This is a genomic window from Streptomyces spiroverticillatus (assembly GCA_014650415.1).
Lineage (GTDB): Bacteria > Actinomycetota > Actinomycetes > Streptomycetales > Streptomycetaceae > Streptomyces > Streptomyces spiroverticillatus.
Window position 1 is genome coordinate 502,461 of sequence record BMUX01000002.1, and the last position, 17,518, is coordinate 519,978.

At 71.3% G+C, this 17,518-nt stretch carries 16 protein-coding genes; 8 read left to right on the top strand and 8 right to left on the bottom strand.

Features of this window, described 5'->3' with window-relative positions:
- Entirely contained in the window at nt 1-357 is a 357-nt protein-coding gene (locus IE269_RS06605; protein WP_189821786.1) for a HesB/IscA family protein, read from the bottom strand.
- A gap of 309 nt (nt 358-666) precedes the next feature.
- Here IE269_RS06605 and nadA point away from each other — a divergent pair, with 309 nt between their 5' ends.
- Together nadA and IE269_RS06615 are read left to right on the top strand one after the other, a co-directional pair.
- A complete protein-coding gene (nadA, locus tag IE269_RS06610) occupies nt 667-1,863 on the top strand; it encodes a quinolinate synthase NadA (RefSeq protein ID WP_189821787.1) in 1,197 nt (398 codons plus the stop codon).
- A 126-nt stretch (nt 1,864-1,989) separates the two neighbouring features.
- Entirely contained in the window at nt 1,990-2,379 is a 390-nt protein-coding gene (locus tag IE269_RS06615) for a YciI family protein (protein ID WP_189821788.1), read from the top strand.
- Between the two features lie 67 nt (nt 2,380-2,446).
- On the opposite strand, the gene IE269_RS06620 is transcribed toward IE269_RS06615, so the two are convergent.
- The 5 genes from IE269_RS06620 to IE269_RS06640 all read right to left on the bottom strand — a co-directional run bounded on the left by IE269_RS06620 (nt 2,447) and on the right by IE269_RS06640 (nt 9,376).
- Nucleotides 2,447-5,611, bottom strand: a complete 3,165-nt coding sequence (locus tag IE269_RS06620) for an efflux RND transporter permease subunit (RefSeq protein WP_189821789.1) — start codon at nt 5,609-5,611, stop codon at nt 2,447-2,449.
- A 357-nt stretch (nt 5,612-5,968) separates the two neighbouring features.
- A complete protein-coding gene (locus IE269_RS06625; protein ID WP_189821790.1) occupies nt 5,969-6,694 on the bottom strand; it encodes a response regulator transcription factor in 726 nt (241 codons plus the stop codon).
- A complete protein-coding gene (locus IE269_RS06630) occupies nt 6,691-7,986 on the bottom strand; it encodes a sensor histidine kinase (RefSeq protein ID WP_189821791.1) in 1,296 nt (431 codons plus the stop codon). The genes IE269_RS06625 and IE269_RS06630 overlap by 4 nt, the downstream gene beginning before the upstream one ends.
- Nucleotides 7,987-8,261: 275 nt before the next feature.
- Nucleotides 8,262-8,540: a PspA-associated protein PspAA gene (gene pspAA / locus IE269_RS06635; RefSeq protein WP_189821792.1), complete on the bottom strand. Its 279-nt coding sequence runs from the start codon at nt 8,538-8,540 to the stop codon at nt 8,262-8,264.
- Between the two features lie 32 nt (nt 8,541-8,572).
- Nucleotides 8,573-9,376: a PspA/IM30 family protein gene (locus IE269_RS06640; protein ID WP_189821793.1), complete on the bottom strand. Its 804-nt coding sequence runs from the start codon at nt 9,374-9,376 to the stop codon at nt 8,573-8,575.
- 284 nt (nt 9,377-9,660) lie between these two features.
- Between IE269_RS06640 and IE269_RS06645 the strand changes: the two genes are divergently transcribed.
- Both IE269_RS06645 and IE269_RS06650 read left to right on the top strand, forming a co-directional pair.
- Nucleotides 9,661-10,266, top strand: a complete 606-nt coding sequence (locus IE269_RS06645; RefSeq protein WP_189821794.1) for a DUF3043 domain-containing protein — start codon at nt 9,661-9,663, stop codon at nt 10,264-10,266.
- 224 nt (nt 10,267-10,490) lie between these two features.
- Nucleotides 10,491-11,282 (top strand): class I SAM-dependent methyltransferase, encoded by a 792-nt coding sequence (locus IE269_RS06650; RefSeq protein WP_189822084.1) that lies wholly within the window; start codon nt 10,491-10,493, stop codon nt 11,280-11,282.
- 249 nt (nt 11,283-11,531) lie between these two features.
- Here IE269_RS06650 and IE269_RS06655 read toward each other — a convergent pair whose 3' ends face one another.
- Nucleotides 11,532-11,738, bottom strand: a complete 207-nt coding sequence (locus IE269_RS06655; protein ID WP_189821795.1) for a hypothetical protein — start codon at nt 11,736-11,738, stop codon at nt 11,532-11,534.
- Between the two features lie 81 nt (nt 11,739-11,819).
- On the opposite strand from IE269_RS06655, the gene IE269_RS06660 reads away from it, so the two are divergent.
- The 4 genes from IE269_RS06660 (at nt 11,820) to IE269_RS06675 (ending at nt 16,805) form a co-directional block, all read left to right on the top strand.
- Nucleotides 11,820-13,013 (top strand): bifunctional adenosylcobinamide kinase/adenosylcobinamide-phosphate guanylyltransferase, encoded by a 1,194-nt coding sequence (locus IE269_RS06660; RefSeq protein WP_189821796.1) that lies wholly within the window; start codon nt 11,820-11,822, stop codon nt 13,011-13,013.
- 65 nt (nt 13,014-13,078) lie between these two features.
- The gene (gene cobT, locus IE269_RS06665) at nt 13,079-14,188 is read left to right on the top strand and encodes a nicotinate-nucleotide--dimethylbenzimidazole phosphoribosyltransferase (protein ID WP_189821797.1); all 1,110 of its coding nucleotides are present in this window, start codon (nt 13,079-13,081) and stop codon (nt 14,186-14,188) included.
- Nucleotides 14,189-14,277: 89 nt separating this feature from the next.
- Entirely contained in the window at nt 14,278-16,089 is a 1,812-nt protein-coding gene (locus IE269_RS06670; RefSeq protein ID WP_189821798.1) for a phosphatidylglycerol lysyltransferase domain-containing protein, read from the top strand.
- Nucleotides 16,086-16,805: a hypothetical protein gene (locus IE269_RS06675; RefSeq protein ID WP_229897810.1), complete on the top strand. Its 720-nt coding sequence runs from the start codon at nt 16,086-16,088 to the stop codon at nt 16,803-16,805. The genes IE269_RS06670 and IE269_RS06675 overlap by 4 nt, the downstream gene beginning before the upstream one ends.
- Here IE269_RS06675 and IE269_RS06680 read toward each other — a convergent pair.
- Nucleotides 16,766-17,509 carry a hypothetical protein gene (locus tag IE269_RS06680; protein ID WP_189821799.1) on the bottom strand — a complete coding sequence of 248 codons (744 nt, stop codon included), beginning with the start codon at nt 17,507-17,509 and terminating at the stop codon, nt 16,766-16,768. The two genes, IE269_RS06675 and IE269_RS06680, sit on opposite strands and share 40 nt — an antisense overlap.
- Nucleotides 17,510-17,518: the final 9 nt, after the last annotated feature.

Sequence of the window (17,518 nt, forward strand, 5' to 3'; positions counted from 1 at the left end):
CTAGTTGAACGAGTCGCCGCAGGCGCAGGAGCCCGTGGCGTTCGGATTGTCGATCGTGAAGCCCTGCTTCTCGATGGTGTCGACGAAGTCGATGGAGGCGCCACCCAGGTACGGGGCACTCATCCGGTCGGTGACGACCTTCACACCGTCGAAGTCCTTGATGACGTCGCCGTCGAGCGAGCGCTCGTCGAAGAAGAGCTGGTACCGCAGGCCCGAGCAGCCACCGGGCTGCACGGCGACGCGGAGCGCCAGGTCGTCGCGACCCTCCTGGTCCAGCAGGGCCTTCACCTTGGCCGCGGCGGCGTCGGACAGGAGAATGCCGTCGCTCACGGTGGTCTTGTCGTCCTGAACGGACATCTACATCTCTCCCGGGTTGTACGGACTGCTTGCCGACGGTTGCAACCGGCGGGGCCGCGGATTCATTCCGGGCCTGAGCGTGTGTGGTGCTTCTTTCATGCTCGCACACCGAAATCCGTGCGGGGCCGGGGTGGTGGGGCGGGAACCCGCCCCACGGGGACCGGGGCCGCCCCACCGGGAATTCGTCACACCGACGAGATCGGCATCGTCAAACTGACGTGAAGGGATTATCATAGATAACGTCGTTTTGACGAAAAGGCCCTTCGCTCCATCCTCCGGGCCGCTCTCGCATCTCGCAGAACAGAAAGGGTGCGTGTCGTGACCACCGCCCAGCCCCGCCAGGCCGTCGAGCTCGACGTCCAGCCCTCCCCCCTCGCCCTGCTGCTCCTCGGCCGTGAGGCCGACCCCCGGAGCGAGCGCGGTGTGGAGTGCCCCGGCGACCTGCCGTCCCCGTCCGACCCGGACCTGGTGGAGCGCGCCCGCGCGGCCAAGGAGAAGCTCGGGGACAAGGTCTTCGTCCTCGGCCACCACTACCAGCGCGACGAGGTCATCCAGTTCGCCGACGTGACCGGCGACTCCTTCAAGCTCGCGCGCGACGCCGCCAACAAGCCGGAGGCGGAGTACATCGTCTTCTGCGGCGTGCACTTCATGGCCGAGTCGGCCGACATCCTCACCTCCGACGACCAGAAGGTCGTGCTGCCGGACCTGGCGGCGGGCTGTTCGATGGCCGACATGGCCACCGCCGAGCAGGTCGCGGAGTGCTGGGACGTGATCACGGAGGCGGGCCTCGCGGACACCGTCGTGCCCGTCTCGTACATGAACTCCTCCGCCGACATCAAGGCCTTCACCGGCAAGCACGGCGGCACCATCTGCACCTCGTCCAATGCGAAGAGGGCGCTGGACTGGGCCTTCGAGCAGGGCGAGAAGGTGCTCTTCCTGCCCGACCAGCACCTGGGGCGCAACACCGCCGTCCGCGACATGGGCATGTCCCTGGACGACTGCGTGCTCTACAACCCGCACAAGCCGAACGGCGGGCTCACCGTCGAGCAGCTGCGCAACGCCAAGATGATCCTGTGGCGCGGGCACTGCTCGGTGCACGGCCGGTTCTCGCTGGAGTCCGTGGAGGACGTACGGGCGCGGATTCCGGGTGTACGGGTCCTGGTGCACCCGGAGTGCAAGCACGAGGTCGTCGCGGCGGCGGACGAGGTCGGCTCGACGGAGTACATCATCAAGGCGCTGGACGCGGCCCCGGCCGGTTCGAAGTGGGCGATCGGCACCGAGCTGAACCTGGTGCGGCGGCTCGCGAACGCGCACCCGGACAAGGAGGTCGTCTTCCTCGACAAGACGGTCTGCTTCTGCTCGACCATGAACCGCATCGACCTCCCCCACCTGGTGTGGACCCTGGAGTCGCTGGCCGAGGGCAACCTGGTCAACCGGATCGAGGTCGACCGGGAGACGGAGAGCTTCGCGAAGCTGGCGCTGGAGCGGATGCTGGCGCTCCCGTAGCGGACCGGCGGACCACGGCGTTCCCGTAGCGGTCCGGGGACCGATGAGTTTCGCTGAGGGGAGCAGTCAACCCTTCAGAACGGCACGACACCGGAAGAAACGAATCGGTCCAAGGAGCGCACCCAGATGCTGTACATGATCCAGATGAACGTCGACGCCGCCGAGTGGGACCGCGTGATGTCGGGTTACTCGCAGGAGGACATGCAGGCGATGTTCGCCCACATGGAGGCCCTCAACAACGAGCTGACCTCGGCGGGCGAGATGGTCGAGGCGCGCGGGCTCGGCGGCCCCTCCCTGGCCAAGACGGTACGGGCAGGATCCGACGGGAGGCCGCAGGTCACCGACGGTCCTGCGCACAAGGGCGGGATCCTCGCCGGTTACTGGGTCGTGGACGTGAAGAGCGAGGAGCGGGCGTACGAGATCGCCGCGCGCGCCTCCGCGTGTCCCGGCCCCGGCGGCAAGCCGGGCAACGACCCGGTCGAGGTGCACGCGATCCCGGGTGACCCGACGGCCTGACGGCGGTACGCACATGAGTAAGGGGCGCCCTCCTGGAGGACGCCCCTTACTCATGCTTCAGGCAGGATCAGACGGTCGCGGGCTCGCGGTCGTCGTCCTTCGCCTCGGTGCCCGTGTCGGGCTTCTTCGGGCCTTCGCCCTTCTTGGCCGCCTTCTTCGCCGCCCGGCGCTCCTTGCGGAGCTCCACCATGGCGTACAGCGTCGGGACCAGCAGGAGCGTCAGCAGGGTCGACGTGATCAGACCGCCGATCACCACGATGGCGAGCGGCTTGGAGATGAAGCCGCCCTCGCCGGTGATGCCCAGTGCCATCGGCAGCAGCGCGAAGATCGTCGCCAGTGCCGTCATCAGGATCGGGCGCAGACGGTGGCGGCCACCCTCGACGACCGCCTCGACGACGCCCATGCCCTGGGCCCGGTACTGGTTGATCAGGTCGATCAGCACGATCGCGTTGGTGACCACGATGCCGATGAGCATCAGCATGCCGATCATCGCCGGGACGCCCATCGGGGTGCCGGTGGCGAGCAGCAGACCGATCGCGCCGGTGGCGGCGAACGGGATGGAGACCAGCAGGATCAGCGGCTGGATCAGCGACTTGAAGGTCGCCACCAGCAGCATGAAGACGATCGCGACGGCCGCCAGCATGGCGAGGAAGAGCTTGCCGAAGGTGTCGTCCATGTCGGAGGAGACACCGCCGATGGAGACGCTCGCGCCCTGCGGCAGTTCCTTCTTGACCTCGTCGATCTTCTTGGTGAGCGCGGCGGTGACCGCACCCGTGTTGTCGCCGACCGGCTTGGCGGTGACGGTCGCCGAACGCGCGCCGTCGATGCGGGTCATGGAGACCGGGCCGTCGACGAGCTTGACGTCGGCGAGCTGGCCGAGGGTGACACCCGGCCCGAGCGGCAGCTTCTTCAGCTCGTCCATCGTCGTCGCGGGCTTCGCGGCCTTGATGACGATGTCGCGCTCGGTGCTGTCCAGCATGGCCTTGCCCGCCGGGGTGCCCCGGACGGCCTGGGCGACGACCGCGCCGAGCGCCGCGTCGTTGAAGCCCGCCTCGGCGGACTTCTCGGTGCCCTTGACGGAGATGCGCGGCACCGAACGGGCCAGGTCGCTCTGCACGTCGGTGACGTCCTTGAGCCCGGCAACGGCCTTCTGCACCTGCTCGGAGGCCTTGGCGAGGGTGGCCGCGTCGGACGCCTTGACGACGACGCTCAGGTCCTGGCCGCCGAAGCCGCCGCCCGCGCCGACCTTGGTCTCGCCCGCGCCCTTGAGGCCGGCGAGCTTGTCCTCCAGCTCCTTGGTGACCGCCTCGGTGTCCTCGGCACTCTTCAGGGTCAGCTGGTACGAGGCCTGGTTGGCGCCGGAGCCGCCGCCGAAGGCCGCCATCATGCCGGACGAGCCGACGGTGACCTGGTAGTCCTTCACCTTGTCGACCGACTCGATGACCTTCTCGACCTTGAGCGCGGCCTCGTTGGAGGCGTCCAGGCTGGTGCCCGGCTCCAGCTTCTGGGTGAGCGAGAGGGTGTCCTGCTCGCCCTGGTCGAAGAAGTTGGTCTTGAGCAGCGGGGCCATGGCGAAGGTGCCGACCAGGACCACCAGGGCGATGGCCAGGCTGACCAGGCGGCGCTTGGTGGCGAAGCGGAGGACGGGAACGTACATCCGCGTCAGACGGCTGTTGTTCTCCTTCTCCTCCGCCTTGCGGCGCAGCTCCTCGGGGTCGACGCCCTCGGACCCCTTGGGGGCGCGCAGGAACCAGTACGAGAAGACCGGCACGACGGTGAGCGAGACCAGCAGCGACGCCAGCAGCGCGGCCGTGACGGTGATCGAGAACGAACCGAAGAGCTGTCCGACCATGCCGCCGACCAGGCCGATCGGCAGGAACACCGCGACGGTGGTCAGCGTGGACGAGGTGACCGCGCCGGCGACCTCCTTCACGGCGGTGGTGATCGCGGTGTAGCGCTCCTCGCCGTACGAGAGGTGACGCTTGATGTTCTCCAGGACGACGATCGAGTCGTCGACGACGCGGCCGATCGCGATGGTCAGCGCGCCGAGGGTCAGGACGTTGAGCGACAGGTCCCTCGTCCACAGCACGATCAGCGCGAGGACGACCGACAGCGGGATGGAGATCGCGGTGACCAGCGTCGAGCGGATCGACGCCAGGAAGATCAGGATGATGACGACCGCGAAGGCGAGACCGAGCGCGCCCTCGGTGGTCAGGCCGGAGATCGACTTCGAGACGGACGGGCCCTGGTCGAAGACCGTGGTCAGGGTCGCGCCGGAACCGAGGCTGTCGCGCAGCTCGGGCAGCTTGTCCTTGACGGCCTGGGAGATCGCGACGGCGCTGCCGTCCTGGTCCATGGTGACCGAGACGGACAGGCTGGGCTTGCCGTTGGTACGGGTCAGGGAGGTGGCCTGGGCGGGCTTCTCCGCGACCTTGGCGACGTCGCCGAGGCGCACGGGCTTCGGCGGGATGGCGTCACCCGGCTTGGCCTGACCGGAGACCCGCAGGTCCTCGATCTGCTTCAGCGAGGTGAGGGTGCCGCCGACCTGCACGGTGCGGGACTTGCCGTCCTCGGCGAACGCGCCGGCCGGGACCGTGATGCCCGCCTGCTGGAGGGCCTGGCCGAGCGTCATCGCGTTGAGCCCGGCGGCGGCCAGCTTGGCGTCGTCGGGGGTGATCGCGACCTGGAGTTCCTGGACGCCGGCGACGGTGACCTGGCTGACGCCGTCGATGTTCTGCAGGACCGGGACGACGGTGCGGTCCAGCTGGTCGGCGAGCGCCTGCTGGTCCTTGTCGGAGGTCACGGCCAGGGTGACGGTCGGCAGGTCGTCGGTGGAACCGGCCACGACCTGCGGGTCGACGTCCTTGGGCAGCATCGCCCGGGAACGGTTGACGGCCTGCTGGACGTCGGCGACGAGCTGCTTGGAGCCCTCGTCCCCGTAGTCGAACTGGGCCATGATCACGGCGGAGCCCTCGCTCGCCGTGGAGGTGATGGACTCGATGCCGTCGACGGCCTTGAGGGAGTTCTCCAGCGGCTCGACGACCTGCTTCTCGACCACGTCCGGGGCGGCGCCCTGGTACGGGGCGATCACGGACACCATCGGGAGCTCGATGGTCGGCAGCAGTTGCTGCTTGAGCTGCGGAATCGCGATCGCGCCGAACACGATCGCGACGATCGATATCAGCCCGATCAAGGCCCGTTGGGCGAGGCTGAACCTGGACAGCCAGGACATGGGTGGGGTCTCTCTTCCGTGGCGCTCGGTGGCGAGGGTGGCAGGCGGGACCGCTCCGCCGCGGGGTGCGGGCCGGGGGTCCCGATGGTCCGATTCATACGATCCGGCATCCGCGGGGTGGTCTTTGTCGGCCCCAGGTGCCTTTCTGGGTGGGGGTGTACCGCGCCTGGAGTACGTGGGGGTGTGCTTGTGCTCCACCCGTGGGCGTACGGGTGGGGCTCGGCCGGTGCTTGGGGGTGCGGGCAGGGGGCGGTGCCGGGGTGGCCCGGTATCGGGCGGGCCGCCCCCTTGCCCGCCCGTCCCGCCCCGGGGGGGGGCGGCCCCGCCGCCCAAGGGGGCTCGGCGGAGAGGGAGGATTCAGTCCGTGCGGGGGCGGACGAGGCCGGATTCGTAGGCGAAGACGACGAGTTGGGCGCGGTCGCGGGCGCCGAGTTTGGCCATGGCGCGGTTGACGTGGGTCTTGACCGTGAGGGGGCTGACGACCAGGAGTTCGGCGATCTCGTCGTTGGAGTTGCCGCCCCCGACGTGGACGAGGACCTCGCGCTCGCGGACGGTGAGGGTGGCCAGGCGCGCGGCGTGTTCGCCGTCGGGGGCGGGCTGCGGGGCCTGCCCCTCGCCCTGGGCCAGGAAGGTGGCGATCAGCCCTTTGGTAGCGGCGGGCGACAGGAGGGCTTCACCACCGGCGGCGATCCGGATGGCGTTGAGGAGTTCGTCGGGCTCGGCGCCCTTGCCGAGGAAGCCGGAGGCCCCCGCCCGGATCGACTCGACGACGTACTCGTCGACCTCGAAGGTCGTGAGCATCACGACGTGCACGGTGGCCAGTTCGGGGTCCGCGCCGATCGCGCGGGTGGCGGTGAGGCCGTCGGTGCCGGGCATCCGGATGTCCATGAGGACGACGTCGGGCCGGTGCAGCCGGGTCAGCTCCAGGGCCTGCGCCCCGTCCGCCGCCTCCCCGACGACCTCCATGTCGGGCTCGGAGTCGACGAGTACGCGAAAGGCGCTGCGCAGGAGGGCCTGGTCGTCGGCGAGGAGGACCTTGATGGGCGGCAGGGGCGGCAGGGCCGCCTCGGGCGTGGTGCTCATGCGTGCTTCTCCCCCGGGCCGGGCTGCGGTGGGCGGGCCGTGGCTGCGGCCGTGGTGCCGGTGGCGTGGGTGCCAGTGGCCTTGGTACCGGCCGTGACCGGCAGGATCGCATGCACCCGGAAGCCGCCGCCGTGGCGGGGGCCCGCGGTGAGGGTGCCGCCGAGCGCGGTGACGCGTTCGCGCATGCCGATGAGGCCGTGGCCGCCGCTGTCGGCGGGGGGCGGGTTCTCGGTGCCGTTGTCGAGGACGGTCACCTCCACCTCGTTGCCCACGCGTACGACGCTGACCTCGGCCTTCGCGTCGGGGCCCGCGTGCTTCTGCACGTTGGTGAGGGCCTCCTGGATGATCCGGTACGCGGCCAGGTCGACGGAGGCGGCCAGTTCCCCGTCGTCGGTGCGGGCCAGGGCGACGGGGAGTCCGGCGTGGCGGAAGGTGTCGAGGAGTCCGTCGAGGACGGCGAGGCCGGGGGCGGGTTCGGTGGGGGCGGAGGGGTCGCCGGACTGGCGGAGCAGGCCGACGGTGGCGCGCAGCTCGTTGAGCGCGGAGCGGCTGGCCTCGCGGACGTGCGCGAGGGCCTCTTTGGCCTGGTCGGGGCGCTTGTCCATGACGTGTGCGGCCACGCCCGCCTGGACGTTGACCAGGGCGATGTGGTGGGCGACGACGTCGTGCAGGTCGCGGGCGATGCGCAGCCGTTCCTCCGCGACGCGGCGGCGGGCCTCCTCCTCGCGGGTGCGTTCGGCGCGTTCGGCGCGTTCGCGGATGGCGTCGATGAAGGCCCGCCGGGAGCGGACGGCGTCACCGGCGCTCGCGCCGATGCCGGTCCAGGCGAAGAGCCCGAGATTCTCCTGGGCGTACCAGGGCCCGTCGCTGAACAGCATGGCCGCACCGGTCAGCACGACCATCGTCAGCAGGCCGATGCGCCACGTCGTGGGCCGGTCGGTGCGGGCGGCGACCGTGTAGAGCGCGACGACCGCGCTCATGGCGACGGGGGCGGGCGGGTCGGTGGGCGCGAGGGCGAGGGCGGCGACGGTGAGGGTGCTGGTGATCGCGAGCACCGGGAGGGGGCTGCGGCGGCGGTACACCAGGGCTCCGGCGGCCAGCACCATGAGCACGATGCCGCGGGCGTCAGGGGTGCGGGTGCCGAAGGAGGGACCGTGCATGCCGTCGTGGGGGTCGGCGAACGAGCCGACGACCATGCAGGCGAGGACGATCGCGGCGAGGGCGGCGTCGAAGGCGAGGGGGTGGGAGCGCAGCCAGGTGCGGGGGCGGGCCATGCGGGGGCTGCGGGTCATGTCTTTACGGTACGGGGGCCTGGGCGGCCGGCGGGTGGGGTGCGGGCCGTGCTGGGGTGGGCCGGGGGGTGTCGGGGCTTGGCCGGTGCCGGGTGTGCGGGCAGGGGGCGGAACCGGGGTGGCCCGGTATCGGGCGGGCCGCCCCCTTGCCCGCCCGTCCCGCCCCCGGGGGGCGGCCCCGCCGCCCAAGGGGGCTACGGCGTGGGACATGGCTGAGCCCCCGGCACCGGGAAGGGTGGCGGGGGCTCGGCCGTGGAGTGGGAGGGGTCCTGGGGTCAGCCCGGGATCAGGCCGTCGTCGGAGAGCATGGCGCGGACTTCCTCCAGCGTGGAGTCCGGCGAGGGCAGGATCAGCTCGGAGGGCTCCAGGGAGTCGTCCGGGAGCGGGGTGCCGAGCGAGCGGACCGCCTCCAGCAGCGCGCCCAGCGTGCGCCGGAAGCCCGGTCCGTCCCCGATCTCCATCTCGGCCAGCAGTTCGTCGTCGAGCTTGTTCAGCTCGGCGAAGTGGCTGTCGGCCAGGTCGAGCTGGCCCTCGCCCATGATCCGTACGATCACGACACGTCTCCTGTCAGAAACTCAGGGCCGGACTACTGCTTGTCGAAGCGGGGACGGGACTGGTCCTGGACCTGGTGGCCCTGCTGACCGGTGCTCTGCCCCTGTCCGCCCTCGATCGCCTGCTGGGACGGGCCGCCGGCCAGTTCCTGCTTCATCCGCTGGAGCTCCAGCTCGACGTCCGTACCGCCGGAGAGGCGGTCCAGCTCGGCCTGGATGTCGTCCTTGGCGAGCCCGGACTGGTCGTCCAGGGCGCCGGAGGCGAGCAGTTCGTCGATGGCCCCGGCCCGCGCCTGGAGCTGCGCGGTCTTGTCCTCGGCGCGCTGGATCGCGACGCCGACGTCGCTCATCTCCTCGGAGATGCCGGAGAAGGACTCCGCGATCCGGGTCTGCGCCTGGGCGGCGGTGTAGGTGGCCTTGATGGTCTCCTTCTTCGTACGGAAGGCGTCCACCTTGGCCTGGAGGCGCTGGGCGGCGAGCGTCAGCTTCTCCTCCTCGCCCTGGAGGGTCTGGTGCTGCACCTCCAGGTCGGACACCTGCTGCTGCAGCGCGGCACGGCGGGACAGTGCCTCGCGGGCGAGGTCCTCCCGGCCGAGCGCGAGCGCCTTGCGGCCCTGGTCCTCCAGCTTGGAGGACTGGCTCTGCAACCCGTTGAGCTGCAGTTCGAGCCGCTTGCGCGACGTCGCTACGTCGGCGACCCCGCGGCGTACCTTCTGCAGCAGTTCCAGCTGCTTCTGGTACGAGTAATCCAGCGTCTCCCGCGGGTCTTCGGCCCGGTCAAGGGCCTTGTTCGCCTTCGCGCGGAAGATCATCCCCATACGCTTCATGACACCGCTCATGGGCTTCGCGCGCCCCCTTCTGACGGACTCCGGCTCCTGGCCACTCCAACGGACCCAACACTACGGGCCCTGTCTCCATTACCGCACTGTTCCGGCGTCGATGCGCTCCTCCTCCAGGACGACTGTGTGCGCCCCGGCTCAGGCGTAGGGAGTAGAGCCGACCCTGGTACGCGTGTGCGAGGGGACCCGCACGGGGCCGCCGTGGGCCGTATGGACGCAGGTGTTGCCGGATCGTTCCCCCTGACGCTGGGGTCCCTGCGCGGCAACCCGTACCCTTGGGTTTTGTGTTCCGTAGCCGTGCCAACTCCAGCGCTGAGAAGACCGCCGCCACCGACAAGGTGACGGCCGACCTCTCCAAGCAGCCCCGTGACCCGCAGGCGCCCAAGGGGCGTCCCACCCCCAAGCGCGCCGTCGCGCAGTCGCAGCGGCGTACCGCCGCGACGCCTCCGGCGAACCGCAAGGAGGCGATGAAGCGCCAGCGGGAGGCCCGCCGCGTCGACCTCGCGAAGCAGCGTGAAGCGCTCGCGAGCGGCGACGAGCGGTACCTGCCCGTCCGCGACAAGGGTCCGGTGCGCAAGTTCACCCGTGACTTCGTCGACTCGCGCTTCTTCGTCGCGGAGTTCTTCCTGCCGATGGCGGTGATCATCCTCGTACTGAGCATGATCCAGGTCGGCAACCTCCAGACCATCGCGCTGCTGCTGTGGATGATCGTCATCGTCCTGATCGTGATCGACTCGATCGGTCTGGCGATCCGCCTGAAGAAGCAGCTGAACGCCCGCTACCCGGACGAGCCCAAGCGCGGTGCGGTCGCCTACGGCCTGATGCGCTCGCTCCAGATGCGCCGCCTGCGCCTGCCGAAGCCGCAGGTCAAGCGCGGGGAACGGCCCTGAGCACGGACACCCCCCACGCTTCGGGAGCCCCGTCGACCGCCTCTCCGGCGGGTTTCGACGGGGCTTCCGCCGCATGGTTGGCAGGGCTGGGGCCTGCCCGGCGGATCAGGCCGCATGGAGTGACCATGCCCTTCCGGCACCGCCGAGCGGGGTCTGGTGCGTGCAGCTGCAAGGCGGAGGATTGAGACATGGCGGAGCCATGGCGATTGACGACAACGCCGCAGATGTGCGTGCCAGGGCACGCGACCGCGGCAGGATCCGCCGGGCAGGCCCCAGGGGGCCTGCGCAACACGGTGCGGCAGGAGCTGGTCGCCCGGCAGCTCGACGAGCAGATATCCGCGCGCTTCCCCGTCGGGCAGCGGCTGCGGATACTCGACGTCGGGATGGGCCAGGGCACCCAGGCGCTGCGGCTCGCCCGCGCCGGGCACCAGGTGACGGGGCTGGAGTCCGACGCCGAGATGCTGGCCACCGCCCGCCGGGCCCTCGCGGTCGAGCCGGCCGGCATCCGTGAACGCGTCCGGCTGATGCACGGCGACGGCCGCGACACGGGTGTCCACTTCCTGCCGGGCAGTTTCGACGTCGTGCTCTGTCACGGCGTGCTGATGTACGTCGCCGAGCCCGACGCCCTCGTGGCGGGGCTGGCCCGGATGCTGGCCCCGGGCGGGCTGCTGTCCCTGCTCGTACGGAACGCGGACGCGCTCGCGATGCGGCCCGGGCTCGCCGGGGACTGGGCGGGGGCCCTCGGGGCGCTCGACACCCAGACGTACACGAACCGGCTGGGACTGACCGTGCGGGCCGACCGGCTGGACTCGCTCACCGCGACGCTGGCCGGGATCGCGGCGCCGCTGCGGGCCTGGTACGGGGTGCGGGTCTTCACCGACAACGTGCCGAACGGCGCGGCCCCGCTCGCGGCGGAGGAGCTGGCGCGGGTGCTGGAGCTGGAGGACCGGGCGGGGCGCACGGATCCGTACCGGCGGGTGGCGGCGCTGCTGCATCTGTGCGGGGTGCGGGGCTGAGTCCGGGGGCCGTGCATCTTCGCGGCGCGGTCAGGTGAAGCGGCTCCCTTTGCGTCCGCTTCAACGTGACCACCACAACGGAGAAGCACCCCTCCGCGTCCGGCGGGCCGCTGAGCCCGGCCGGCACCGCGAAGCTCCCCGCGCGCGAGACCTGGCGGGAGCTGTACAAGCACTTCCGGCCGCACCGCTGGAAGGTCGCGCTCGGTTGGCGGAGGGGGCGGGTGAGTTCCCGCCCCCTGAGCCTTCGGGCTAGCCCTCCGCGTTCAGGCTCATCGGGCCGTAGATCTTGGTGCCGTCCTCCGAGAGGGTCACCTGGGCCGCGCCGCCCTCCAGGAGGTCCTTCCAGACTTCGCCGAGCCAGGACTCCGCGTCGCCCTGCGTCGTGAACTCCTCCGGCTCGACCGCCGGTTGTACTTCCGTTCCGTCGGCCGTCTCGAACCGCCACGTCCACGCCATGTACGCCTCCCGGGTCGTCTCGATGCTGCTCGCAGCGTAGCCGGGCGCGCAGCCCGCACAAGGACACGGGAGGATCGGGGCGTGGAAACGACTCTGCTCGGCACTGCCGCCCCCGACGGACTGCCCCGGCCCGACTGCCCCTGCGCCACCTGCGCCACCGCCCGGGGCGACCGGGCGCGGGCCGCCACCGCCCTGCTGGTGGACGGTGCGCTGCTGCTGGATCTGACGCCGGGGGCGGCGCTCGCGGCCGCGCGGGCGGGGCAGTCGCTCGGGGGCGTACGGCAGGTGCTGCTGACGCATCCGCACGACGGGCCGCCCGTGGAACTGCCGCCGGGACTCCCCCGGGCCGGACGGGTGCCGGACGGACAGGAGTTGACGCTGATCAGCGGGCACCGGGTGCGGGCGGTGCCGATGGACTCGCCGGGGACGGGGTACGAGGTGACCTCCCACGAGGGGGACCGGCTGCTGTACCTGCCTCGGGGCGGGGCCCCTGCCGGGGAGGGCGGGGTGCGGCCGTACGACCTGGTGGTGATGGACGTGCTGGGGCGGCCCGACGCGCTGGCGAAGCTGCGGGCCTGGGGGGCGGTCACCGGGGCGACGGACGTCGTCGCCGTACATCTGGATCATGACGTTCCGGCGGGTGCGGAGACCGCGCGGCGGCTGGCCGCGCTCGGGGCGCGGGCCGTGCCGGACGGGACGACGCTGACGCTGGGCGAGTACCAGGAGGTGCCGGACCTGCCGCGGCGGACGCTGGTGCTGGGCGGGGCCAGGTCGGGGAAGTCGGTGGAGGCGGAGCGGCGGCTGGAGGGGTTTCCGGATGTCGTGTACGTCGCGACCGGCGGGCGGCGGGACGGTGACCGGGAGTGGGCCGAGCGGATCTCCTTGCACCGGGACCGGCGGCCGGGTTCCTGGCGTACCGAGGAGACGTGCGAGCTGGCAGGACTGCTCGGGGAGGACGGGCCGCCGTTGCTGATCGACTGCCTGGCCCTGTGGCTGACGGACGCCATGGACCGGGTGGGGGCCTGGGACGACGAGAAGTGGGCGGCGGACGGGCGGCGGGCGCTGCGGGAGCGGACCGAGGAGCTGGTGCGGGCGGTGCGCACCACCCGGCGCACCGTCGTCGCGGTCAGCAATGAGGTGGGGTCCGGTGTGGTGCCTGCGACGGCGGCGGGAAGGCGGTTCCGGGACGAACTGGGGCGGTTGAACGCGGCGTTCGCCGGTGAGTGCGAGCACGTGCTGCTCGTGGTGGCGGGGCAGGCGCTGGTGCTGCGCTGAAACGGTTCGCGGCGGGGGCCGGACGTCCTGAGGGTTTACGCCGTTCGGCCGGTACTGTTCGGCGAATGAGCGCGCTGAATCTCGACGACTTCTCCGACCTGATCGAACGCCCCGACAGCGGCGTGCGGCGTGACGCCGAAGAACGCCGTGAGCACCTCGCCGTGGCGCCGGGCAGCCTGGGGCGGCTCGACGAACTGGGCGAGTGGCTGGCCGCCGCGCAGGGGGCCGTTCCCGTCCGGCCCGTCGAGCGGGCGAAGGTGGTGCTGTTCGCCGGTGACCACGGGGTCGCCGGCCTTGATGTGTCCGCGCGGGAGGCGTCCTCCGCGCACCGGCTGGTGCGGGCGACGCTGGACGGCGAGAGCCCCGTGGCGGTGCTGGCGCGGCGGCTCGGGGTGCCGGTGCGGGTCGTGGACGCCGGACTGGACTGCGAGCCGGAGCTGCTGCCCGAGGAGGTCGTGCGGCACCGGGTGCGGCGCGGCTCGGGACGTATCGACGTCGAGGACGCCCTGACCGCCGAGGAGGCCGAGCAGGCCGTACGGCTGGGGATGGCGATCGCCGACGAGGAGGCCGACGCCGGCACCGACCTCGTGGTGCTCGGCGACCTGAGCGTGGGCGGGACGACCGCCGCCGCCGTGCTGGTCGCGGCGCTGTGCGGCACGGACGCGTCCGTCGTCACCGGGCGTGGTGGCGCGCACATCGACGACCTGGCGTGGATGCGCAAGTGTGCGGCGGTACGGGACTCCCTGCGGCGCGCCCGCCCGGTGCTCGGCGACCAGCTGGAGCTGCTGGCCACCGTCGGCGGCGCGGACCTCGCGGCGGCGACCGGGTTCCTGTTGCAGTGCGCGGTGCGGCGCACCCCGGTGATCCTGGACGGCGTGGTGTCGGCGGCGTGTGCGCTGGTGGCACAGCGGGCGGCGTTCCGGGCCCCGGACTGGTGGCTGGCGGGGCACGTCAGCGGTGAGCCGGCGCAGGCGAAGGCGCTGGACCGGATGGCGCTCAACCCTGTGATCGACCAGGGCGTCACTGTGGGGGAAGGAACCGGGGCATTGCTGGCGCTTCCCCTCGTTCAGGCCGCTGCCGCGCTCGCCGCGGAGCTGCCGGTACGGGGGAACCACGAGAAGGACGCCGAGAAGGAAGCCACCGACGAGGCCGCCGGAGAGGTCCTCGCCGACTGAGCGGCTCGGGTGCGGGCGGGGTGACACCCCCGTCCGCTCCGGCCGGGCAGCCCTCTCGTACAGCGCAATGACCCATATCATCGCGTTTTATGGGAGATGTCCGCTTGGTCACCGAAGAAGCATCCACGGCGCCCGAAGCCGCCAAGGCGCCCGCGGGGCGGCGGAGCACTCCGCTGTCGCGGCGCAGTGCGGGGTTCGCCGTCTGGTACCTGCGGATCGTCACCTTCATCTGCTTCCTGAGCGGGGTGTGGGTCTCCCTCGGCAACGATCTGCGCCGGCACAACGACGGCGACTACTTCACCCCCTACCTGCTGACCGCGGGCTTCGCCTCCGGTCTGTTCGCGCTGGTCATGGCGGTGACCATGCGACGGCGCAAGCGGGCGGCGTGGATCTTGAACCTGGCGCTGAGCGGGCTGCTGTTCCTGCTGTTCGCGCTGGTGATGTTCTTCCCCGAGGTACGGCAGTACCCGCGCAACTGGGTGTCGCTGGTCCTGACCGGTGCCTTCGTGGTGGCACTGCTGCTGGGGCGGCGCGAGTTCTACGCCAAGGGCGACCGCTCCAACCCGAAGCTGGCGGCGGCCGTCGCGGTGGGCGGACTGCTGGTGACCTCGCTGCTGGCGGCACTGCTGGTGACCGTCACCAACACCGCCTCGCACGGTGCGGAGTCCTCGACCTTCCTGGAGCGCTGGCGGTACGGGGTGGCGCGGCTGATCTCGCTCGCCGCGCCGGACGACCAGTTCGCCGGAATCATGACGCCGGGCTGGGTGAACGTCCTCATCAACATCATGAGTACGGCGCTGCTGTTCGGTGTGCTGCTGGCGGCCTTCCGGTCCCGGCGCGCGGTCGACCCTTTGTCGGAGGAGGACGAGGAGAGGCTGCGGGCGCTGCTGAAGAAGCAGGGCGACCGGGACTCCCTCGGGTACTTCTCGCTGCGCCGCGAGAAGAGCGCCATCTGGTCGCCGACCGGCAAGGCCGCCGTCACCTACCGGGTGGTGGGCGGCGTCTCGCTCGCGTCCGGCGACCCCATCGGCGACCCGGAGGCCTGGCCCGGCGCGATCGAGCCGTGGCTGGCGGAGGCCCGTGAGCACGGCTGGGTGCCCGCCGTGATGGGCGCCGGCGAGGAGGGCGGCACGATCTACGCCCGGCACGGTCTGGACGCCCTGGAGCTGGGCGACGAGGCGATCGTGGAGACCGCCGATTTCACCCTCGAGGGCCGCGCCATGCGCACCGTGCGGCAGGCCTACAACCGGGTGAAGCGCGCCGGGTACACCGTCCGCATCCGCCGCCACGAGGACATCCCCGAGGCGGAGATGGCCGAACTGCTGCTGAGGGCCGACGACTGGCGCGACGGGGCCACCGAGCGCGGCTTCTCGATGGCGCTGGGCCGTCTCGGCGACCCGGCGGACGGGCGCTGCGTGATGCTGGAGTGCTTCGACGGCGACGGCGCCCTGCGCGCGGTGCTGAGCTTCGTGCCGTGGGGCCCCCACGGGCTGTCGCTGGACCTGATGCGCCGCGACCGGGACTCCGAGAACGGGCTGATGGAGTTCATGGTCATCGAACTCCTCCAGCGCGCCCGGGAGATCAAGATCACCCAGGTGTCGCTCAACTTCGCGATGTTCCGCTCGGTCTTCGAACGTGGTTCACGCCTCGGCGCCGGACCGGTGCTGAGGCTGTGGCGGTCGCTGCTGAGCTTCTTCTCGCGCTGGTGGCAGATCGAGTCGTTGTACCGGGCGAACGCCAAGTACCGACCGATCTGGGAGCCTCGCTTCATGCTCTTCGAGAAGAGTTCCGACCTGCTGCTCATCGGCATCGCCGCCGCGCGCGCCGAGGGCTTCCTGGAAGCCCCGGGGCTGCCCAAGTGGATGCACCGCAAGCACCTGGGGACGGGGAAGAGAGGGTGACCGACACGGCCGTACCCGTCACTCCGCTGCGGCGGTTCGCCCACCGCGAGTGGGGCGAGCTGTACGCGCGCGTGCGCGGGGCACTCGTCACCCGCACGTGGCGGGCGATTCCTCTCACCCTTGCGGCGGTCGCACTGTGTGCGACGTTCCAGGTGGTGCAGAACCAGTCCTGGGGCTACCAGTTCGTGCAGAACATCGGCTCCGTGCGCTCCGGTGACCCGCTGCTGCTGTCACTGGTGCGCACGCCGCTGTCGCTGTTCGTCCCTGCGCTGGATCTTCCGGTGTGGGGCGCCCTCGCGCAGATCCTGCTGGTGTTCGGCATCGCGGAGATCTGCCTCGGCCGCCGCAAGACGCTCTTCCTCGCGTATGTCGCCACCCTGTCCGGCACGATGTACGCCCGCCTGGGCGTCGCCCTCGGGCCCGACAACCCGATCGGGCTGCCGGCGGCCGACAAGCACGTCATGGACACCGGGCCCTCGGCGGCGGTGGTGGGGCTCGCGCTGTACGTGTGCTGGCGCGTCGGGGCGTACTGGACGGGCACGGCGGTCGTCGTCGCGATGGTCGTCGAGGTGATCGTCAAGACGAACCTGGCGGGCAAGGAGCACATCGCGGCGCTGCTGGGGGTGTTCGTGCTGATGCTGGTCGAGACGGCCGTGCGGAAGGGCCGCAGGGGCGGTCAGGACTTCGGGGAGGGCGCTCCGCCGATCCAGTCCTGAAAGGCGCGCACGCGCCGGGTCCAGCGGCGGTCGTGCCGGTAGACCCGGCGCATGGCGCGGGCGCGCGCCTTGGGGCGGCGGCGGTAGAAGCGGCGGGCCCAGGGCGAGTTGGGGCGGGCGAGGCGGACCGCGCCGACGAAGCCGACCACGGGGACGACGATCCCGAACAGGGCGGTGCGCACCTTGCCCTTGAACAGGGCGATCACCGACCCCGTCGCGTTGATGGCGATGTTCAGGATGAACAGCCCCCGGCTCTGCGCCTCCTCCTCCGTGAGGTCGTTCACCCCGAACGGCACCGAGCCGGTGAGCACCAGCAGCACCACGGCCGCCGTCAGGACGACGATCTCCACGCTGGCACGCCCCTGCTCGGACCAGTAGACGTCGTCCAGGTGCAGGATCAGTGCGAACTCGTCCAGCACCAGCCCCGCCCCGACACCGAAGATCACCGCGCAGATCGCGGCCCCCACCCCGTGCCGCCCGCTGGCGACCGCGCCGAAGCCGCCGATGGTGGTGAGGACGACGCCGGGCACGACGTGGTGGATGTGCATCCCACCGGGGGTGACATTGCGGAAGGGGCCCTTCCCGGCCCGGATCAGACGGGTGATCATGCGGGTGATCAGGAAGGACAGCACGAAGGACGTCAGCGCGAGGAAGAGCGGGAGCTTGCCCGGCTCGACGATGTTCCGGTACAGCCAGTGACCCATGCCACCACC